Annotated in this window: 16 protein-coding genes; 13 read left to right on the forward strand and 3 right to left on the reverse strand. The window is 70.2% G+C overall.

What is annotated here, in order from left to right:
- Positions 1-79 precede the first annotated feature (79 nt).
- The gene (locus KY501_RS10205) at positions 80-1,663 is read right to left on the reverse strand and encodes a phytoene desaturase family protein (RefSeq protein WP_224362936.1); all 1,584 of its coding nucleotides are present in this window, start codon (positions 1,661-1,663) and stop codon (positions 80-82) included.
- A gap of 149 nt (positions 1,664-1,812) precedes the next feature.
- Here KY501_RS10205 and KY501_RS10210 point away from each other — a divergent pair, with 149 nt between their 5' ends.
- Genes KY501_RS10210 through cheB form a run of 6 tightly spaced genes read left to right on the forward strand, consistent with a single transcriptional unit; the run spans position 1,813 to position 9,277 of the window.
- Positions 1,813-2,286 (forward strand): chemotaxis protein CheW, encoded by a 474-nt coding sequence (locus KY501_RS10210; RefSeq protein ID WP_224362551.1) that lies wholly within the window; start codon positions 1,813-1,815, stop codon positions 2,284-2,286.
- Positions 2,283-3,815, forward strand: coding sequence for a CheR family methyltransferase (locus KY501_RS10215; RefSeq protein WP_224362552.1), 1,533 nt, complete (start codon positions 2,283-2,285; stop codon positions 3,813-3,815). The genes KY501_RS10210 and KY501_RS10215 overlap by 4 nt, the downstream gene beginning before the upstream one ends.
- Positions 3,815-4,435 (forward strand): chemotaxis protein CheW, encoded by a 621-nt coding sequence (locus KY501_RS10220; protein WP_224362554.1) that lies wholly within the window; start codon positions 3,815-3,817, stop codon positions 4,433-4,435. The genes KY501_RS10215 and KY501_RS10220 overlap by 1 nt, the downstream gene beginning before the upstream one ends.
- On the forward strand, positions 4,432-6,072 hold the full coding sequence (locus KY501_RS10225) for a methyl-accepting chemotaxis protein (RefSeq protein WP_224362555.1): 1,641 nt from the start codon (positions 4,432-4,434) through the stop codon (positions 6,070-6,072). Before KY501_RS10220 ends, KY501_RS10225 begins: the two co-directional genes overlap by 4 nt.
- Complete coding sequence (locus KY501_RS10230; protein WP_224362556.1) at positions 6,072-8,219, forward strand: hybrid sensor histidine kinase/response regulator; 2,148 nt, start codon at positions 6,072-6,074, stop codon at positions 8,217-8,219. The genes KY501_RS10225 and KY501_RS10230 overlap by 1 nt, the downstream gene beginning before the upstream one ends.
- Positions 8,216-9,277 (forward strand): chemotaxis-specific protein-glutamate methyltransferase CheB, encoded by a 1,062-nt coding sequence (gene cheB, locus KY501_RS10235; RefSeq protein WP_373691580.1) that lies wholly within the window; start codon positions 8,216-8,218, stop codon positions 9,275-9,277. Before KY501_RS10230 ends, cheB begins: the two co-directional genes overlap by 4 nt.
- Here cheB and KY501_RS10240 read toward each other — a convergent pair.
- On the reverse strand, positions 9,246-9,995 hold the full coding sequence (locus KY501_RS10240) for a hypothetical protein (RefSeq protein WP_224362557.1): 750 nt from the start codon (positions 9,993-9,995) through the stop codon (positions 9,246-9,248). The two genes, cheB and KY501_RS10240, sit on opposite strands and share 32 nt — an antisense overlap.
- 290 nt (positions 9,996-10,285) lie before the next feature.
- On the opposite strand from KY501_RS10240, the gene KY501_RS10245 reads away from it, so the two are divergent.
- Complete coding sequence (locus KY501_RS10245) at positions 10,286-11,968, forward strand: sensor histidine kinase (protein ID WP_224362559.1); 1,683 nt, start codon at positions 10,286-10,288, stop codon at positions 11,966-11,968.
- Between the two features lie 12 nt (positions 11,969-11,980).
- On the opposite strand, the gene KY501_RS10250 is transcribed toward KY501_RS10245, so the two are convergent.
- Positions 11,981-12,415, reverse strand: coding sequence for a response regulator (locus KY501_RS10250; RefSeq protein ID WP_224362561.1), 435 nt, complete (start codon positions 12,413-12,415; stop codon positions 11,981-11,983).
- A 245-nt stretch (positions 12,416-12,660) separates the two neighbouring features.
- Between KY501_RS10250 and KY501_RS10255 the strand changes: the two genes are divergently transcribed.
- From KY501_RS10255 to KY501_RS10280, 6 genes are all read left to right on the forward strand, one after another.
- Positions 12,661-12,861 carry a hypothetical protein gene (locus KY501_RS10255; RefSeq protein WP_224362563.1) on the forward strand — a complete coding sequence of 67 codons (201 nt, stop codon included), beginning with the start codon at positions 12,661-12,663 and terminating at the stop codon, positions 12,859-12,861.
- Positions 12,862-12,982: 121 nt separating this feature from the next.
- Positions 12,983-14,455, forward strand: a complete 1,473-nt coding sequence (locus KY501_RS10260; RefSeq protein ID WP_224362565.1) for a sensor histidine kinase — start codon at positions 12,983-12,985, stop codon at positions 14,453-14,455.
- Positions 14,437-15,807 carry a sigma-54-dependent transcriptional regulator gene (locus KY501_RS10265; protein WP_224362567.1) on the forward strand — a complete coding sequence of 457 codons (1,371 nt, stop codon included), beginning with the start codon at positions 14,437-14,439 and terminating at the stop codon, positions 15,805-15,807. The genes KY501_RS10260 and KY501_RS10265 overlap by 19 nt, the downstream gene beginning before the upstream one ends.
- A gap of 102 nt (positions 15,808-15,909) precedes the next feature.
- Positions 15,910-16,581, forward strand: a complete 672-nt coding sequence (locus KY501_RS10270; protein ID WP_224362569.1) for a hypothetical protein — start codon at positions 15,910-15,912, stop codon at positions 16,579-16,581.
- The gene (locus tag KY501_RS10275; RefSeq protein WP_224362574.1) at positions 16,578-17,987 is read left to right on the forward strand and encodes a glycoside hydrolase family 1 protein; all 1,410 of its coding nucleotides are present in this window, start codon (positions 16,578-16,580) and stop codon (positions 17,985-17,987) included. Before KY501_RS10270 ends, KY501_RS10275 begins: the two co-directional genes overlap by 4 nt.
- A gap of 29 nt (positions 17,988-18,016) precedes the next feature.
- Complete coding sequence (locus KY501_RS10280; RefSeq protein WP_224362575.1) at positions 18,017-19,696, forward strand: sensor histidine kinase; 1,680 nt, start codon at positions 18,017-18,019, stop codon at positions 19,694-19,696.
- Positions 19,697-19,749 lie beyond the last annotated feature (53 nt).

Below are 19,749 nucleotides of genomic sequence, written 5' to 3' on the forward strand. Positions count from 1 at the left end.
AACATTGTGCCGTGGACATGCCGAGCCTGCCACGGGCTCCCGGTCGCCTGCCCCGTGGCCAACCCTGCCGCCCCCCACTTCAGCCGGCACGCACGCTTGCGGCGGGCAGCCCCTCCAGCGGGGGCACATAGGGCCACTGCGGCAGCGCGCCCTTGCCCGCCTCGCGCGTGAGGTAGTCCGCCGCGATGTTCGCGCTCTCCATGATGGTGAGCAGCCCGCTGCCCGGGTGCGTCCCGCCGCCCACCCAGTAGAGCCCCTCCACCTCGCGGTTCTTCACCTTCGGCCGCAGCGGCCCCAATTGCAGCCAGGTGTGAGAGAGGTTGAACACCGCGCCTCGGAAGACGTGGAAGTCGTCCCGCCACGTCTCCGCCGTGAAGTAGCGCTCCGCGCGGATGTGCCGACGCACGTCCTTCATCCCCACCTTCGCCAGCATGTCCGGGATGCGCTCGCGCAGCGCCTTCTCCGTGGCCGCCCAGTCCACCGGCTGCGCCGTGTTCGGCGTGGGCACCAGCACGTACAGCGTGGAGTGTCCCTTCGGCGCCCCAGAGGGGTCCGTCACGGTGGGGTTGCACACGTAGAAAGGTGGATCCTCCACGTCCACCACCCGGTCCTCCAGCGCGTCCCGGTCCGTGCGCCGCGCGTTCTCGGACAGATAGATGAGGTGGTGCGGCAGCTCCGAGTACACCGTGTCCAGCCCGTAGTACGCCATGAAGGTGCTGCACGAGTACTTCGCCTTCTCCAGCGAAGCATCCGACAGCCGCGAGCCCTGTCGAGCCTCCGGAGGGATGAGGTTCTGCGCCGCGTACGCCAGGTCCGCGTTCACCACCACTGCGTCCGCGTCCAGCGTCTGCCCGCTGGCCAGCCGCACCCCCACCGCGCGCCCCGCGTCCACCCGCACCTGCTCCACCGCCTCGCCCATGCGGAAGGTGGCGCCCAGGTCCTGCGCGCACTTCATCATCCCCCGCGACAGCGCTCGGAAGCCGCCGTCCACGTGCCACACCCCGAAGGCCAGCTCCAGGTACGGAATCACGCTGAACACCGAGGAGCACGTGGTGGGGTGCAACCCCAGGTACTTGGACGGATAGGAGAGCGCGTAGGTGATGCGGTCGTCGTGGAAGAACGAGTCCAGGTGCCGGTACAGCGTCTGCCACGGCTTGAAGCGCAGCGTGGGCGCCAACCGCCACGGCGCGTAGTAGCCCAGACTCCCCGCGTTGGTGGCGATGAACTTCTCGTAGGCGATGCCGTACTTCTCCCGGCCCTCCTCCAGCCAGGCCCGCAGCGCACGCGGCTTGTCCGCGCCGAACTTCGCCAGCTCCGCCTCCATGCGCGCCGGGTCCTTCGAGGTGTCCAGGTACGTGCCGTCCCAGAAGTGCACCCGCGTGTTCGGGTCCAGCGGCACCAGCTTCACGTAGTCCTCCAGCCGCTTGCCCGAGCGCAGGAAGATGCGCTCCAGCACCCCCGGCAGTTGGAGGATGGACGGGCCGGTGTCCAGCGCGTACTCGCCCTGCTCGCCCAGCGTCAGGCCCTTCATCCGCCCGCCCGGCACCAGGTCCTTCTCCACCACGGTGACCTTCAGCCCCTGGCCCGCCAGGTTGATGGCCACCGACAGGCCCCCCGGACCGGCTCCCACGACGATGACATGTCGCACCATGGCCCCTACGATGCCCCGAGCCGCCCGGCATTGCAGCAAGCGCGTGGCTTTCCCGAGAGCCTGAGAGCCCTCTTTCTTCCGGTGCACAGCTCGGCCACGAGGTGGTTTCCGCGCCCCAGAAGCCCTGTTAAGCGAGAGGCTCGACCCTGGCTCCCTCTCCTATGCGCCCCCTGCCCCGCGAGGTGCTGCTCTTCACCCTGGAAGGCCAGCGCTATGCGCTGCCATCCACGGATGTACGGGAACTCGTCCGCGCCGCGCTCCTCACGCCCCTGCCCCAAGCTCCAGACGTGGTGGAGGGCCTGCTCAACCTGCGCGGCGAGCTGCTGCCCGTGCTGGACCTGCGCCGCCGCTTCCGGCTCCCCCCGCGCCCACTGGCCCCCTCGGACCACCTCATCGTCGCGCAGGCCGGGCCCCGCCGCGTGGTGCTCCGCGTGGACCGGACCGAGGAGGTGCTCACGCTCGAGCCCGGCACCCTGGACGAGACCCCGGCCACCCTGCCCGGCGTGGGCTACGTGGCGGGCGCCGTGAAGCTGCCCGAGGGGTTGGTGCTCGTCCATGACTTGAAGACCTTCCTGTCCGAGGCCGAGGGGCTCGCGCTCGACTCGGCGCTCGCGGGCGCGAGGGAGGGCGTGTGAGCACCTCGCCCCTCTCCTGGAGTGATGAGGGCTATGCCCGCGTCTTCGAGCGCGTGCAGGAGCGCGCTGGCCTGCTGCCCCCCTCGTGCGTGCCCGCCGCCGAGGAGGGCATCGCCCGAGCCATGGCTCGCGCCCATGCCTCGAACTTCACCGCCTACCTGGAGCGCCTCACCCTCGATGCCGCGGCGCTCGATGACCTCATCACCGAGCTGACCATCGGAGAGACGTACTTCTTCCGCACCCACGAGCACTTCGACTTCCTGAGCCAACGGGTGCTCCCGGAGCTGCGCCAGTTCCGCCCCCCGGACCGCATCCTCCGCGTGTGGAGCGCCGGCTGCGCCTCCGGCGAGGAGCCCTACTCGCTGGCCGTGCTGCTGATGGAGGAGGGCTTCGGGGATCGGATGGAGGTGCTCGCCACGGACATCTCGCGCACCGCGCTCGCCCGAGCCCAACAGGCGCAGTACGGCCTGTGGTCCTTCCGGGGACTCAGGGCCGAGCGCATGCGGCCCTTCCTGCGCCAGGAGGGCTCACGCTACGTGCTCACCCCAGAGGTCCGCCAGCACGTCCACTTCGACTATCTGAACCTCGCGCTCGACACGTGGCCCTCGCCCGGCAGCGGGATCCACGGCCTGGACATCATCTTCTGCCGCAACGTCCTCATCTACTTCACCCGCCCCACCATCGAGGCCGTGGCACGCCGGCTCCACGCGAGCCTCGCCGAGCACGGCTTCCTCATCACCGGGCCCTCGGATCCCTCACTCATCGGACTGGCGCCCCTGGAGCCCGTTCTCACCGAGTGGGGCGTCGCGTACCGCCGCCTCCCCGACCCGCCCCCGCGCGCCCTGCCTCCGCCCCGGCCGCGCTCCTACAGCACACTGCCCGTGGCTCCGGCCCTGCCTCTCGCCGCACTGCCAGTGCCTCCTCCGTCTCCTGCTATCCCCGCCTTGCCTCCTCCAAGGCCTGCCCCTCCCGCTCCGGCACTTCCCATCCGTCCCGCTCCTGCCGCCGCCTCGGCCTCGACGCTCTCGGCGGGGCTGGAGCCCGCGCGGCAGGCACTGGTGCGCGGCGACTGGCGCGAGGCGGCACAACTGGCCGGCGCTCAGCAGGACAGCCCCGAATCCTCCGTGATGGCCATCCGAGCCCTGGCCAACGTCGACGTGGAGGCCGCCGTGAAGGCCTGCGCCGAGGCCGCCTCACGGCACCCGATGACCGTGGAGCTGCGCTACCTGGAGGCCCTGCTGCTGCTGGGGCTGGGCCGGCTGGGCGAGGCCGAACGCGCCGCGCGCCAAGCGCTCTACCTGGAGCCCTCGCTGGCTGTCGCGCACCTCACACTGGGCCACGTCCTGCGGCGGCTGGGTGATATCTCCGGCGCCGTGCGCTCCTTCCGCACCGCCGAGGCGCTCTGCGCCACCCTGCCCCCCGAGACCCCCGTCCCCCTGGCCGAGGGGGAGCGGGCGGGCCGGTTGGCCGAGCTGGCCCGGAGCGAGCAACGGCGGCTGGAGTCCACTGAGACTCGGGAGGAGAACTGATGGCGGAGGGGAAGGCACCACAACCCCTGGACTGGGAGGCCGCCCACGCGCGGCTGGCCGAGTTGGAGCAGGCCACCGAGCGCGGCGAAATCCTGAGCCCCGAGGAGGCCCGCGCCATCCTCGAAGCCCGCGCCCGCGAGCTGGCCCGCGCCGCCGTCCCGGAGAAGCCCGTGGGCACCCGGGTGGAGGTGGCGCGCTTCCAGTCCGCCGGCCAGAGCTACGCGCTGGAGACGCGATTCGTGCACGAGGTGCTCCGCGACATGGAGCTCACCCCGCTGCCCGGTGCGCCCCCCCTGCTCCGAGGCCTTACATTGCTGCGTGGGGAGGTGCTGCCCGTGGTGGAGCTGGCCCCCCTCTTCGGCCGACCCCCTTCCGGGCGCGGCACCGTGGTCCTCGTCGTGGGAGCCCACCGGCCGGATCTCGGCGTGTGCGTGGAGGCGGTGGAGGAAATCACCCTGCTGCCCCGTGACGCGCTGCTGCCTCCGCCCTCCACGCTCCCGGCCGAGGCCGCCGCCCTGGTGTCTGGCATTCATCGCGAGGGCACGCTCCTGCTGGAGGGCGCGGCCCTGCTGCGCGACAGTCGTCTCATCTTCGATCTCTCCGAAGAAGGAAACCCATGAGCATCGGGAAGAAGATCGGGACAGGCTTCGGCCTGTCCCTACTGGTCCTGCTGGCCATCGCCGCCGTGGCCTATCAGGTCATCCAACAGCTCACGAGCACCACCGAGGGGCTGCTCGAGACGCGCAACCACCTCAAGTACATCCGCGAGCTGCGCCTATCCATCGCCGACGCCGAGACGACCGAGCGCGGCTTCATCCTCACCGGGGACGAGGGGTACCTTCCCCCCTACAACGAGGCGCGCGAGGCCCTGGAGAGCAACCTCCAGGCGCTGCACGAGTCCTTGAAGGATCCGGATCTGCTGGCCCGTCTGCGGCGCATGGAGCCGCTCTTGAAAGGGCGGATGGAGGCGCTGGATCAAGGCATCCATCTCCGGAAGGAGAAGAGCCCGGAGGCGGCCAGCGAGTACGTCCGCACCAACCGGGGGCTGGAGACGATGCAGGCCATCCGCGAACAGGTGGATGAGATGCAGGAGATTGGCGAGAAGATCTGGGACGACCAGCAGGACCGGACCAAGGAGAGCGCCCAGCGCAACCTCATCATCCTGGCCCTGGGCTCGGCGCTCGGGCTGTTCGTCGTGGCCGCCAGCAGCATCCGCATCACCCGCGACATCACCCATCCCCTGGAGCGGCTGATGAAGGGCGTGGAGGAGTTCAGCCGGGGCAACCTCACCCACCGCATCGAGGTGCACAACGACGACGAGACGGGACGGCTGGCCCGCGCCTTCAACGGCATGGCCGAGCGCCGCCACGAGGCCGAGGCGCAGCTGGCCAAACAGGCGGAGCAGCGGGAACAGACCCTGCGCGCCGTGGCCGAGTTCGTCAATCAACTGGCCGGTGCCAGCTCGCAGATCCTCTCCAGTACCAGCGAGCAGGTGGCCAGCGCGCAGGAGCAGGGCAGTGCCGTCTCCGAGACGGTGAGCACGGTGGAGGAGATCGCGCAGACCTCCGACGAGGCCGCGGGCCGGGCCCGGGTGGTGAGCGAGTCCGCCCGCCAGTCCGAGGAGCTGGGCCGCAACGGGCGCCAGGCGGTGGACGAAGCCGTGACGGCCATGGCCACCGTGCGCACCCAGGTGGAGTCCATCGCCGCGCGCATCCTCGCCCTGGCCGAACAGGCCCAGGCCATCGGAGACATCATCAACACCGTCAACGACATCTCCGAGCAGACGCACATGCTGGCGCTCAACGCCTCCATCGAGGCCAGCCGCGCCGGAGAGCACGGCCGGGGCTTCGCGGTGGTGGCCGCCGAGGTGAAGGCGCTGGCCGACCAGTCCAAGAAGGCCACCTCCCAGGTGCGGCAGATTCTGGGCCACATCCAGAAGGCCACGCACTCCGCGGTGATGACGACCGAGGAGGGCACCAAGAGCGTCACCATGGCCACCCGCGTGGTGGGACAGGCGGGCAGCACCATCCAGACGCTCGGGGAGCTGCTGGCCCAGGCCTCGCTCACGGCCGCGCAGATTGCCGCCTCGGCCAACCAGCAGGCCACCGGCATCGGGCAGATCCGCCAGGCCATGCGGGATGTGAACCAGTCCTCTCAGCAGGCGCTGGCCTCCACCCGGCAGACGGAGCGCGCGGTGCAGGACCTCAACGCCATGGGGCTGAAGCTCAAGAGCCTGCTGAGCGACTACGGACGCTGATGGATCGCGATCGTCTGGCACAGGCGCTGATGGCCACGTTCCTCGAGGAGCTCGAGGGACACATCGCCGCGCTCAACCGCGACCTGCTGGCCTGGGAGAAGGCCTCCAGCACCGCGCGCGCCCAGGAGCTCGTCGGCTCGCTGCTGCGCACGGTGCACAGCGTGAAGGGCGCCTCGCGCGCGGTGAGCCTGAGCCTGGTAGAGACGGCCTGCCATCGGCTGGAGGAGGTGCTCGCCGCGCCACGCGCGCACCCGCCCCCTCCCGAGGTGCCCGAGCTAGGCTTTGCCTTCGCCGACGCGCTGGACGATGCGCGCCAGCGGCTGTCCCGGAAGCAGGATCTGGTCGGATCTCCACTGGAGGCCCTGCTGCCTCGGCTGTCCACGGCGGCACAGGGACAGCCCTCCCCAGCGGTTCCCGTGGCTCCTCCGGCGGTGCCCCCTCCTCCGCCCGAGCCTCCTGCCCGAACCGCGGCACCCGCCGCCGAACCTTCGAGCGAAGCCCCCACCGCGGAGGCGCTCCCGGTACGGGTGTCGGCTCAGAAGCTGGATGCACTGCTGGCGCGCAGCGGAGAGCTCCGCGTGTCGAGCCTGCGTCTGGAGGGACGCGCCGAGTGGGTGGAGTCGCTGCGCGAGGAGCTCGCGTCCCTTCGCGCGCGCCTCCAGGGCCCCGAGGAGGCCTCCGCGCGCCGGCTGGAAACACGGCTGGGCCAGCTCTCCCGAGAGCTGCTGGCGGACAGGCTCACGCTGTCCCAGGCCGTGAGCGGGTTGGACGAAGAAGTGCGGCGCGCGCGGACCCTGCCCTTCGCGGAGGCCTGCGAGGGCCTGGAGCGCACCGCGAGAGATGTGGCCCGGGGCGCCGGCAAGCAGGTCCGGCTGGAGGTGCACGGCGGGGCACTGGAGCTGGATCGCTCACTCCTCCAGGGCCTGCGTGAGCCGCTGCTCCATCTGGTGCGCAACGCCGTGGGCCATGGCCTGGAGACTCCCGAGGAGCGCCGCCGCGCGGGCAAGCCTCCCGAAGGCCGCGTCGCGCTCGCCGCGAGGCTCTTCGGCGGCCGCGTTCAGGTGTCCGTGGAGGATGATGGCCGAGGCTTGGACCTCGACGCCATCCGCGCGCGGGCCAGGGCCCAGGGCTGGGAGGTTCCCGAGGGCGTGGCCGCCGCGCGTCTCATCTTCCGCTCGGGCCTGTCCACCGCCACGCAGGTGACGTCCGTGTCCGGGCGCGGAGTGGGGCTCGACGTGGTGCGCTCCCAGGTGGAGGCACTCCGTGGCAGCGTGGATGTGTCCTTCCTGCTCGGAGCCGGCACCCGCTTCGTGCTGGACGTGCCCCTCACCCTGAGCACACTGCGAGTGCTGTTGGTCACCGCGAGCGGGCAACAGTTCGCCCTGCCCGCCGAGAGCGTGGAGCGCCTGCTGCGCCTGGCCCCCAGCGAGGTGCGCGACGTGGAGGGCCGGCAGGTCTGGGTCGCCCCGGACGTGCTGGTGCCGCTCACCTCGCTGACCGCGGTGCTGGGGCTGCCCGCCGGAATTCCGAAGGCCCGCCTCGCCACGGTGGTGCTGGCCGCGGGCTCGCTGCGCGTGGCGCTGGGCGTGGACGAGGTGCTGGCCGAGCAGGAGGTGCTCGTTCGCGGACTGGGCTCTCGCGTGCGGCGGGCGCGGCACGTCTCCGGTGCGGCGGTGCTTCCGGACGGGAAGATGGCGCTCCTTCTCCATCCCGGCTCGCTGATCCGCATCGCGGAGGGCATGCCCCAGGCCACCCTCTTCCCCGCTGCCTCGACCAAACGTGTCCGCCAGCGCATCCTGCTGGCGGATGACTCCCCGACGACCCGGGCCCTGGAGCAGAGCCTGCTGGAGGCCGCAGGCTACGAGGTGCTCGCCTGCGCCGACGGCGCCGAGGCCTGGGAGCGGCTGCAGCGCGTGGGCGCGGACGCGCTCGTCACGGACGTGGAGATGCCGCGCATGGACGGCTTTGCCCTCACCGAGGCGGTGCGCACCTCGCCGCGCTTCTCGCGACTGCCCGTGGTGCTGGTCACCGCGCGCGACAAGCCCGAGGACAAAACGCGCGGCCTGGAGGTGGGCGCCAGCGCCTACCTGGTGAAGAGCGCCTTCGACCAGACGAACCTGCTGGAGACCTTGAGACGACTGCTATGAATGCCAACCTGCCCAACCCGCTGCGCGTCGTGGTGGCCGAGGACTCGCCCACCGCGCGCCGGCTGCTGGTGGAGATCATCCGCGCGGACCCGGGGATGCAGGTGGTGGGCGAGGCCAAGGATGGGCTCGAAGCGGTGGAGCTCACCCAACGGCTGCGTCCCCACCTGGTCACCATGGACATCCAGATGCCGAACCTGGACGGCCTCCAGGCCACCCAGCGCATCATGACCGAGGTGCCCACTCCCGTGGTGGTGGTGTCCACGCTGGTGGAGCGGGACATCCAGACCTCCATGGCCGCGCTGCGCGCCGGAGCGCTCGCCGTGCTGCAGAAGCTGGTGGGCCCCGAGTCCCCCGACTTCGAGCGGGAGAGCCGCCACCTGCGCGACACCCTGAAGGCCATGGCCATGGTGAAGGTGGTGCGCCAGTGGCCGCCGCGTTCGCGGACTCCGCTCAGCCCCGCGCCCACCCCGCCCCTCTCTCGCGCGCCCCCCACGGTGCTGGCCATCGCCGCGTCGACGGGAGGCCCCGCGGCGCTCCACCGCATCTTCTCGGAGCTGCCAGCGGACTTCCCGCTGCCCATCCTCCTCGTGCAGCACATCGCCCTGGGCTTCGCCGAGGGCATGGCCCAGTGGTTGAACTCGGCCACGCCGCTGAAGGTGAAGGTGGCGAGCGACGGAGAGCCGCTACAACCGGGCACCGTCTACATCGCCCCGGATGACAGGCACCTGGGCGTCACCTCGGACGGAAGGACGCAGGTGTCGAACGCGGCGCCCATCAGCGGCTTCCGTCCCTCCGGCACGCACCTGTTCCGCTCGGTGGCGCGCGCATACGGCGCCAGCTGCATCGCGCTCATCCTCACCGGCATGGGCCAGGATGGACTGGAAGGAGTACGCGAGCTGCGCCAGGCTGGCGGGCGGGTGCTGGCACAGGATGAGACCAGCTCCGTCGTCTTCGGCATGCCTGGAGTGGTGGTGGCCGCTGGGCTCGCGGACGCCGTGCTCCCGCTGGACGGCATCGCCGCGCACCTCAAGGAGCTGGCCGCTCCCGCCGCGAGTTGAGCCACTGGGCCCACCGGGACGGGAGGGGCTCGGCCGGCGCCACGGGCTCCGGAGTCTTGAGCGTGGGCCGCAGCGCCTCCGCCAGCTTCTCCAGCTCCCACACCCGGAGGTGACGGATCCGCAGATGGACCCGCCGGTTGTTCACCTGCGCATCCATCCGGGGCGGGAAGCGGCTGTGCTCGTTGAAGTGGCGCCGGAGAATGTCGAGGTAGCGCTCCACGGGCCCCTCCTCCTGCTCCAGCTTCCCGGCGCCGGGCCAGGAACGCCGGGCCTGGATGGCGGCCCGCAGGTCCTCGGCGGTGCAGTCCGAGAAGGGCTTGGCGATCTGCAGTCCGCCCCGGCGTGGAATCTCGATGGGGGTGGGGCCCGGCTCCTTCCTGTCGATGTGAAAGATCCAGATGTGCGCCAGCCGCATGTACTCCAGGAGCGAGCCCAGGCTCGCCATGCCGTACTTCTCGCAGACCGGCAGGGAGAACGTGTTCGCCACCGCTCCGTACATCGTCAGGGTCCGGTGCGAGAGCACGCGCACGTGGCGGCGGAAATAATCGCGCGTGGTCCGGCACCGGCCCAGGGCCAGCCGGTGCGCCACGATGTGGTTGTAGAGCAAGCCGATCCGATAGTGGCCCGCCGTGCCCTGCATCAGGCACTGGAGGATGGAGTCGCGGCACTGCTCGAGCGTCGCGTTGTTGGGGATGTTCTCGACTGGGTTCTCGTTCATGGGGCTGCCTCGTGCAGGAGTGGTGTGAAACGCAGCGCGCCAGAGCAGGAACCGGACCAGCCACAAAACGCCCTGATTCCGAGGAGATACAAAACAGGCCCACCCCACCCGGAGTCTCACCGCGTGGACGGTCCAGTCCACGAAACGAGACGGATGGCGGGGCGTTCGAGAAATGTTCTCCATTCTCCAGAGGGGACTTGAACTCGCAGGCAGCCCCCTGGACACTTCCTGGGGACAAGGAACAGATCTCCCTTGCTCGTCTTCTTCAGCGCGTGAGTACGACTCGATCCATGAGAGAGCAGACCGACAGGTGGGCCAGTGTCTTCGAGGCCCTTCCCGATCCGGCCTATCTGCTCGATGAGACGGGTCGCATCTCCGCGTGCAGCAAGGTGGGAGCACGGGTGCTCGGCCTGGAGCCCACGGAGCTGGCGGGCCGCCGCTGGGGCGAACTGCCTGTCGAGCTCCAGGTCCTCGCCCGGCTGGAGGCCGAGCGATCCAAGGTGCTTTCCACCGGAAGCGCTAGCACCCTGGAGAGTCCCTGGCCCACACCCGGAGGCCCCAGCCTCCACGCCTTTCAGCTCACGCTCGTGCCCGGAGAGGGAGCGGGCATGCAGGTGCTGGTGACGGCCCGCTCGCTGTCGGAGGCGGAGACGGTCTACGCCCGCGCCCTGGAGATGGAGCAGGCCGCCCGCGCCGAGGTCGAGACCGCCGAGCGCCGCCGCTCCTTCCTCTATCAAGCGATGAGCACGCTCTTCGCCCACCCGCCGGATCCGCAGGGCATGTACACGCTGTTGGCCCACCTGGCCGTGCCGGACCTGGCGGACTGGTGCCTGGTGGATGCACTCGAGCAGGACGCGTGGGTGTCTCGCGTGGCCTCGGCCTGCCTGGATCCGACCCAGGAGGAGAAGGCCCGCGCCCTGCCCCAGCGGATGGAGCTGCGCACGGACGCACCCATCGGCCTGATGCGCGTGCTGCGCACCGGTGAGTCCGAGCTGGTGCCCGCGGTGACGGACTCGCTGCTGCGCGCCGCCGTGGCAGAGCCCCACCACCCGCAGCTGCTCTCCCTGCTCCAGGCCCGCTCGTACATGATCGTTCCCCTGCGCGCGCGCGGGAACACGTTGGGCGCCGTCACCTTCGTGGCCTCGCACTCCGGGCGGCGCTACGGGCAGGAGGACCTAGCCCTGGCGGAGGACCTCTGCCAGCGCGCCAGCCTCGCCATCGATAACGCACGACTCTTCGGCGAGTCCCGCCGCGCCACCCGCGCCCGCGAGGACCTGCTGGCCGTCGTCTCGCATGATCTGCGCAATCCGCTGAACGTGGTGCAGCTCGGCTCCGCATTGCTGCTGCGCGAGCGGCCGGGCGTGGCTCGGGACGAACACGTCATCAAGCACGCCACCCGGATCCGCGATGCCTCGGATCGAGCGCTGCGGCTCATCTCGGATCTGCTGGACTGGGGGCGCCTGGAGGAAGGCCGTCTGCCGCTGGAGCTGCGCGAGGAGGAACCTTCGGCGCTGCTGGCGGACGCTGTGGACAGCGTCCGTGCCCTGGCGGAGGCCCACCAGCTCCACGTCACCCTGGATGTACCCGACAACCTGCCCCACGTCCGATGCGACCGGACGCGCGTGCTCCAGGTGCTGGGCAACCTGCTGGGCAACGCGGTGAAGTTCACCGAGGCCGGCGGCCACATCACCGTGAGCGCCCGCACGCGGGGCACGGAGATCCGCCTCTACGTGCGCGACACGGGAAAAGGCATCGCCCCCGAGCAACTGCCCTACGTCTTCGACCGCTACTGGCAGGCCAAGGACGCGGCCAGCCGAGGCACGGGGCTCGGGCTGGCGATCGCCAAGGGGCTCGTGGAGGCCCACGGCGGCCACATCTGGGCCGAGAGCACGCCGGGCCTGGGCAGCACCTTCTCCTTCAGCCTGCCCGCGCTCCAGGCCTCTCGGCAGCCCACCGAGGACGCCCACTCCTGACGGGCCGCTCGCTCAGGCTCCGAGCGTGGATGTCCCCACCTCCAACACCGCCGCCTTCAGCTCGTCCATGTCCACGGGCTTGTCGAGCAACGCCTTCGCGCCCAGCCGCCGAGCCTCCTCGCGCGTGGGCTCGTCCGCGAACGCGCTGAGCAGGAGCACCGGGCAGCGCAGCCCCTTCTGCCGCACCCGCGCCAGCACCTCGAGCCCCGTGCGTCCCGGCATCCTCACATCCGAGAGAATCAAATCCGGCACTCCCGGCCCGCCCTGCGCGAGCACGAGGTCCAGATAGTCCGACAGCTCGAAGCCATCCTCCAGGGCCACCACCGTGTGCCCCGCGCGCGTGAGCACCTGGTGGATCATCGATCGCATCGCGTCATCATCCTCGGCCAGGAGGATGCGCAACCCGCGGCGAGAAGAAGGAGGGAGAAGAGAAGGATCCGCCGCCATGGAAGGTACCCGGTGAGCAGGAGAAACCTCCCGTGCGCAAAGCATGGCGCATGCCAAGGGGCTCTCCCATCGGAAGCCTGCGGAGTCCTTCGGGGCATCCTGCCTCGCGGGGCAATGTGCCCCAGGATTTGTGGGCCTCGGGGGCATCTCTCCCGAGGGACGCGGGCGGATGCGGGGCTGGCACGCCGGGTGCTTTAGCTCCCTTCGCCCGCATGTCGCGGGTCTCACTCCCAAGGATGAACCCCATGAAGCGCACCACTGCCCTCGTTCTCGGCCTGTCCCTGTCCCTGTCGTCGCTGGCGTTTGCCGGTGAGCCGGCGGAGAAGCCCGCCGCCGAGAAGACCGACAAGAAGGCCGCCACCAAGGCCCCCAAGGCTCCCAAGGCCGCCAAGGGTGCCAAGGGCGCGAAGGCCCCGGCCGCGGACGACTCCTCGGCCACCAAGTAACGACACGGCGCTTGTCCCGTCCCGGGTCCGTGCGCTCCTGGAGCCGCACGGCGGCTGCGATCCGTGACAGGCTTGCGGGGGTGCCTCCGGGCACCCTCGTTCCCTGTCTCCCCGAGGACGCGTGAAGCTCGCACGGAAGATCTCCCTCACCCTGGCCCTGCTCGCCATCGCCGTGCTCGCGGTGATGGAGTCGCTGGAGGTGAGTCACGAGCTGGAGCGCTCGGCGACCGACAGGCGGCATGACCACCGCCTTCTCGGCCACACCATCGCCGGCTCCATTGGCAAGGCCTGGCAGCAGGAAGGCGAAGGCGAGGCACTCGCCCTGCTGGAGCAGGCCAACCGCTTCCAGGTGCAGGTGGGCCTGCGCTGGGTGTGGCTCGACGGGCCGGCGGACCACCTGCCCCTGTCCAAGCTGCCGCAGAGCCTGATGGAGCAACTGCGCGCGGGCGAGGACGGAGCCGTGACGGACCTGCACGAGCAGCCCGGCGTGCTGCGCTCGTACATCCCCGTGGTCGTCGGCGATCGCCTGGGCGCCATCGAGATCTCCGAGCCCCTCATCGAAGAGCACCGGCACGTGCGCAACACCGTGATTGGCACCACGCTCGCCACGGTGGCCATCGCCGTGGTCTTCCTGCTGGTGGCCATGGCCATGGGCAACCGGCTGGTGGGGCGCCCCATTGATCAGCTGGTGCAGCTGGCCCGGCGCATCGGCGAGGGGCAGTTGGAGGCGCGCGTGCAGCTCCACCAGCGCGATGAGCTGGACACGCTGGCCGCGGCGATGAACCAGATGGGCGAGATGCTGCAGCTCGCCCGGCAGACGATCGCCGAGGAGACGGCGGCACGCCTGGCCACGCTCGAGCACCTGCGCCACGCGGACCGGCTCACCACCGTGGGCAAGCTGGCCTCCGGCGTGGCCCACGAGCTGGGAACTCCTCTCAATGTCGTGCTCGGCCGGGCGAAGATGATCTCCTCGGGCGAGGCGCTGGGAGACGAAGTGGGCGAGTGCGCCCGGATCATCTCCCAGCAGGCGCAGCACATGACGCGCATCATCCGTCAGCTGCTGGACTTCGCGCGGCGGCGAGCCCCCCAGCGCAGCCCCGAGCAGCTGTCACAGCTCGTCACGCGCACCTTGAGCCTGCTCCAGCCCATGGCCTACAAACGCAGCGTGAGCCTGGTCAGCGAAGTGCCCGAGACCCTGATGCTGGAGGTGGACGCGGGCCAGCTCCAGCAGGTGCTCACCAACCTGGTGATGAACGGCGTGCAGGCCATGAAGAATCCGGGCACCCTGCGCGTGCACGCCGAGCCCACCCGGGCCACCCCGCCCGCGGACGTGGGCGGGCCGGAAGCGGACTGGATGCGGCTGGACGTGCGGGACGAGGGCGAGGGCATCTCCGCGGAGAACCTGCCCCACATCTTCGAGCCCTTCTTCACCACCAAGGACGTGGGCGAGGGCACGGGGTTGGGCCTCTCCGTGTCCTACGGCATCATCCGGGACCACGGCGGATGGATCGCCGTGGACAGCACGCCGGGCCAGGGAAGCTGCTTCTCCATCTACCTGCCGAGGGGGGACACCGCATGCCAGGACGCATCCTGATCGTCGAGGACGAGCGCGAGATGCGCGCGATGCTCGAGAAGGGGCTGTCGCGCCGGGGCTTCGAGCCGCGCGCCTGCGAGACGGCGGATGAGGCGCTGGCGCTGGTGGTGGCCGAGGACTTCGACACGGTGCTCACGGACCTGCGGATGCCGGGCATGAGCGGGCTGGCGCTGTGCGAGCGCATCGTCCTGAACCGGCCGGACATTCCGGTGGTGGTGGTGACGGCGTTCGGCAGCATGGAGACGGCGGTGGCCGCCATCCGCGCCGGGGCCTACGACTTCATCACCAAGCCGGTGGACCTGGACGCGCTGGTGCTGGTGCTGGAACGCGCCGTGCAACACCGAGCCCTCCGAGAGGAGGTGCGCAGGTTGCGCCAGGCGCTGGGGCAGGAAGGAGACACGGGAGGACTGGTGGGCCAGAGCCCGGCCCTGCGCCAGGCCTACACGCTCATCGACCGGGTGGCCGACGTGGACACCACCGTCCTGATTACCGGCGAGAGCGGCACCGGCAAGGAGGTGGCGGCGCGGGCGCTCCACACCCGAGGCCGGCGGAAGACAGGAACTTTCGTGGCCATCAACTGCGCGGCCATGCCCGAGCAGCTCCTGGAGAGCGAGCTGTTCGGCCACGTGAAGGGCGCCTTCACCGACGCGCGCACCACGCGCACCGGCCTCTTCGTCCAGGCCAGCGGCGGCACGCTCTTCCTGGACGAGGTGGGCGAGCTTCCACTGGGGTTGCAGCCCAAGCTCCTGCGCGCGTTGCAGGAGCGCAAGGTGCGCCTGCTGGGCAGCAACGAGGAGGTGGAGTTCGACGCGCGCATCGTCGCGGCCACCAACCGCGACTTGGAACTCGCGGTGGAGGAGGGCCGCTTCCGGGAGGACCTGTACTACCGGCTCAACGTCATCAACATCGAGCTGCCGCCGCTGCGTGCCCGAGGCAATGACGTGCTGTTGCTCTCGCAGCACTTCGCGGAGCACTTCGCCACGCGCACAGGCAAGCGGGTGCTGGGGCTGAGCCCGGCGGCGGCCCAGAAGCTGCTGGCCTACAGCTGGCCGGGCAACGTGCGCGAGCTGCAGAACTGCATCGAGCGCGCGGTGGCGCTCACCAGCTTCGAGCAGCTCACCGTGGAGGACCTGCCCGAGCGCGTGCGCAACTACACCGCGCCCCAGGTGCTGCCCGAGGTGGCGGACATGTCCGAGATGGTGACGCTCGAGGAGGTGGAGCGCCGCTACATCCACCGCGTGCTCGAGGCGGTGGGCGGCAGCCGCACGCTGGCCGCGCGCATCCTCGGGGTGGACCGCAAGACGCTCTACCGGAAGCTCCACCGCGGCGGGGACGAGGACACCAAACCCTGAGCCGCGCTCCGCCGCCATTACAATGTTGCGGTAAACCGGTCCATTTCCCCTGAGAACCGGCCAACAGGGAGCACGCGTGACGGGGTATGGTGGCGGCCTCGAATGCGTTCCCTGTTCCTCGTCCTCGCCCTCTCAGCGAGTCTGGCCGCTCGCGCGCAGGGAAGCTCTGGCCTCGTTCCCTACGAGCCACCGCCGCGCGCCCTCACGAACGAGATCCACTCTCAGGTGGGGCTGCTCACGGGGGGCTACTCCTTCGGGGGCGGGAGCTGGAATGATCTCTACGCCGCCACCTTCACCGGCGGGCACTACCTCTTCCACGGCTTCACCGTGGAGGCGGGGCTCTTGTCGCTCACGCCGCTGGAGGGCGGAGGCCCGGGCTGGAGTGCCTCGCTCAGCGTCCGCCTGGGTTACACCGGCGAGCGATGGAACGTGCTGGCAGGCCCCGTGGTGCAGGCGGCGTATCCCTCGACGCCGCTCGTCACGGTGCTGCCCTCGTTGAAGGGGCTCTACCGGCTGGAGAAGGTGTCCCTAGAGGCAGGGGTGTTGGACATGGCGGGCCTGGTGCCAGCGCACGTGGGCGTCTCCTACGGACCGGTGAGCCTGGCGTACGTGCTGCCCCTGGGCGCCCGGGCCGCGGCGCGCATCCCCCTGTCCGCTCGGGTCGGAATCCAGGTGGATGGCTTCGCCTTCCGGCTGGGCAGCGCCCACAGCGCCATGCTCATCCTGGGCCTGGTGGGCAACCCGCCCTCGTCCCGGCCCGGAGGCAAGTCATGAACCGCTCGCTCCTGCTCAGCCTGCCCCTGCTGCTGGCCGCGTGCAGCGATCGGCCGAGCTTCGATCCGGACGTGGTGAAAGCCGCCCGGTTGGGCGAGGGCCTGCCCACCGGCTTCATGCTGGGCACCTCCACCGCCGCCCACCAGGTGGAAGGGGGGCTCGAGAACGACTGGACGGAGTGGGAACGAGGCCAGTGGCCGGATGGCCGCCCGCATATCAAGGATGGGACGGTGTCCGGAGCGGCCACGGACTCGTGGAACCGCTTCGACGAGGACGTGCGGCTGATGGAGAGGTTGGGCTCCAACGCCTACCGCTTCGGCGTGGAGTGGGCGCGGATCCAACCCACGCCGGACACGTGGAACGAGGAGGCGTTGGCACGCTACCAGCAGTGGGCTCACACGCTGCGCCAGAAGGGCATCACGCCGATGGTGACGCTGTACCACTTCACCCTGCCCACCTGGGTGTCGGACGCGGGCGGCTGGGAGAACCCCGCGACGATCGACGCCTTCGAGAAGTACTCGGCCAAAGTCGCGGAGGCACTGGGTGGCGAGGTGGACTGGTGGTGCACGGTGAACGAGCCCAACGTGTACGCGGTGCTGGGCTACCTGGATGCCGAGTGGCCTCCCGGCAAGGAGGACATGCCGTTGGCGGCCACGGTGATCGCCAACCTGCTGGAGGGCCATGCCCGCGCGGCCAAACAGCTGCGAGCCCTGGATACGGTGGATGCGGATGGGGATGGCTTCGCCACGCGCATCGGCCTGGCCCACCACGTGCGCGTCTTCCAGCCGGCCACCGGCACGACGGCGGACACGGTGGTGGCGGGACTGACCGACAGCTTCTTCAATGAGAGCGTGACGGAGGCGCTGCGCACCGGCCGGGTCCACATCTCCGTGCCCAGCCAGGTGAACCTGGACCGGGAGGTGGAGGGCCTGAAGGGCTCCAGCGACTACCTGGGCATCAACTACTACACGCGGGATTACGTGCGGCAGTACTTCGGCGAGCCCTCGCTGTCGCGCCAGTACGTGCCGCGTGGCCGGCAGAAGAACGACCTGGGGTGGGAGCTCTACCCGGAAGGCCTCTATCTCTTCCTCACCCGGTACGCGAAGTTGGGCCTGCCGTTGATCGTCACGGAGAACGGCATGGCGGACACGGACGGAGAAGAACGGCCCTACTACCTCCAGAGTCACGTGTACGCCGTGGAGCAGGCGGTGGCGAAGGGCGTGGACGTGCGGGGCTACTTCCACTGGAGCCTGCTGGATAACTTCGAGTGGGCCGAGGGCTATGAGCCGAAGTTCGGCCTTTTCAAGGTGGACCTGGAAAGTCCGGAGAAGACCCGGACGGAGACCCCGGCCGTGGCGACCTTCCAGGACATTGCGCGCAACCTGGGCCTCACGCCTGACCCCTAGCATCCCATAGGATGAGCGGACCCTCCCGAATGTCCGAGCCCCCCGCAAAGAAGCGCTCCCGGCGCACCGAATCGGCTCCCGAGCCTGCCTCGGGCAAGCCCACCGCCAGCAAGCGCGCCGCGCTCACCGGCGACGCGAAACAGGCCGCCAAAGGCTCTCGTGGGGGCCGAGCGGCTTCGACGGCGCCTGCCCCCACTCTGGCGCCGGCCGACAAGACCTATGAGGTGCTGCGAGCCCTGACGATGGACTCGCCGGACGCCGTCTCCGCCAAGGACTTGCAGGGCCGGTACCTGCTCATCAACGAGCCGGGAGCCCGGGCCTTCGGGCGGACGGTGGAGCAGGTGCTGGGCAAGGTGGACTCGGAGTTGCTGCCGCCGGAGATGGCCGCGGCGGTGGTGGCCAAGGACCGGCAGGTGCTGGCCACGGGGCAGACGATCACCTTCGAGGACGTGGAGCCCACCCCGAACGGCCCGCGCATCTGGCTGTCCACGCGCGGGGTGATGAAGGACTCGGCGGGGCAGGCGATGGGCATCTTCAGCATCTGCCGCAACATCACCGAGCATCAGCGGGTGGAGGAGGACCAGTCGCTGAACGTGGAGCGGCTGCGGCTGGTCATGGAGGCGGCGCAGGTGGGGACGTGGGACTGGGATCTGCAAGCCGGACGGATCCGCTGGTCCGAGAACATCGACACCATTCTGGGGGGCGTGCCGGGTGGGCCGGGAGACACGTACGAGGCCTTCCTGCAACGGGTGCTGGCGGAGGACCGAACGCGCTTCGCGCAGCAAGTGGCGGCGGCGCTGAAGGCGCCGGCGGACTTCGAGGCGGAGTTCCAGGTCTACGTGCCCACGGGGGCGCCGCGGTGGATGCGGGCGAAGGTCCGGGTGCTGAGCAGGAACGGCCAGGCCACGCGCATGCTGGGGACGCTGAAGGACGTCACGCGCGAACTGCAGATGGAGGAGGAGTCACGCCGGGCGGTGGACTTCCAGGAGCAGTTGGTGGGCATCGTCAGCCACGACATCCGGAGCCCGCTGGGGGCGATCATCTCCTGGGCGCGCATCATGGCGGCGGGAGGCCCTCCGCCGGAGGAGCAGCAGCGGACGTTCAAGCGCATCACGTCGGCGGCGCTGCGCATCGAGCGGCTGACGCGGCTGTTGCTGGACTTCGCGCGGGCGCGGTTGGGCGGAGGCATCACGCTGGAGCCTCGGCGGTGTGACATGAGGGACTTGCTCCAGAAGGTGACGCACGAGTTCCGGGTGGCGTACCCGGACCGTGGGGTGAGCTTCGAGGTGGACAAGGGCGACACGCACGGGACGTGGGATCCGGACCGGCTGGCGCAGGTGCTGTCGAACCTGCTGGAGAACGCGCTGAAGTACAGCCCGCCGGACACGCAGGTGCAGTTGGCGGCGCGAGGGGAGAAGGAGCAGGTGGTGCTCGCGGTGCACAACCAGGGCAAGCCGATTCCTCCCGAGCTGATGCCGCACATCTTCGAGCCCTTCCGGCGAGGTCCGCAGGCGTCGCGCACGGCGAAGACGAGTTACGGATTGGGGCTCTACATCGTGCAGGAGATCGTCCACGCGCACGGAGGCACGATCGAGGTGCGCTCGAACATCGAGGAGGGGACGACCTTCACGGTGTGCCTGCCGCGCGTACCGCCCGCTGCGATGGAGCTGATCCGGCGGCCTTCGCCGGTAGCGGCTCAGCGTCAGTAATAGACGCCGTCCATCTTTTCGACGACCGCCCGGATGGCCTCCGGGGTGGTGCC

This window comes from Hyalangium versicolor (assembly GCF_020103695.1).
Lineage (GTDB): Bacteria > Myxococcota > Myxococcia > Myxococcales > Myxococcaceae > Hyalangium > Hyalangium versicolor.

Coding starts and splice junctions, on each gene's coding strand:
- KY501_RS10265 (WP_224362567.1), top strand. CDS start 14,437: ATGCCAGGACGCATCCTGATCGTCGAGGACGAGCGCGAGATGCGCGCG.
- KY501_RS10210 (WP_224362551.1), top strand. CDS start 1,813: ATGCGCCCCCTGCCCCGCGAGGTGCTGCTCTTCACCCTGGAAGGCCAG.
- KY501_RS10220 (WP_224362554.1), top strand. CDS start 3,815: ATGGCGGAGGGGAAGGCACCACAACCCCTGGACTGGGAGGCCGCCCAC.
- KY501_RS10255 (WP_224362563.1), top strand. CDS start 12,661: ATGAAGCGCACCACTGCCCTCGTTCTCGGCCTGTCCCTGTCCCTGTCG.
- KY501_RS10230 (WP_224362556.1), top strand. CDS start 6,072: ATGGATCGCGATCGTCTGGCACAGGCGCTGATGGCCACGTTCCTCGAG.
- KY501_RS10250 (WP_224362561.1), bottom strand. CDS start 12,415: ATGGCGGCGGATCCTTCTCTTCTCCCTCCTTCTTCTCGCCGCGGGTTG.
- KY501_RS10225 (WP_224362555.1), top strand. CDS start 4,432: ATGAGCATCGGGAAGAAGATCGGGACAGGCTTCGGCCTGTCCCTACTG.
- cheB (WP_373691580.1), top strand. CDS start 8,216: ATGAATGCCAACCTGCCCAACCCGCTGCGCGTCGTGGTGGCCGAGGAC.
- KY501_RS10280 (WP_224362575.1), top strand. CDS start 18,017: ATGTCCGAGCCCCCCGCAAAGAAGCGCTCCCGGCGCACCGAATCGGCT.
- KY501_RS10270 (WP_224362569.1), top strand. CDS start 15,910: ATGCGTTCCCTGTTCCTCGTCCTCGCCCTCTCAGCGAGTCTGGCCGCT.
- KY501_RS10240 (WP_224362557.1), bottom strand. CDS start 9,995: ATGAACGAGAACCCAGTCGAGAACATCCCCAACAACGCGACGCTCGAG.
- KY501_RS10245 (WP_224362559.1), top strand. CDS start 10,286: ATGAGAGAGCAGACCGACAGGTGGGCCAGTGTCTTCGAGGCCCTTCCC.
- KY501_RS10275 (WP_224362574.1), top strand. CDS start 16,578: ATGAACCGCTCGCTCCTGCTCAGCCTGCCCCTGCTGCTGGCCGCGTGC.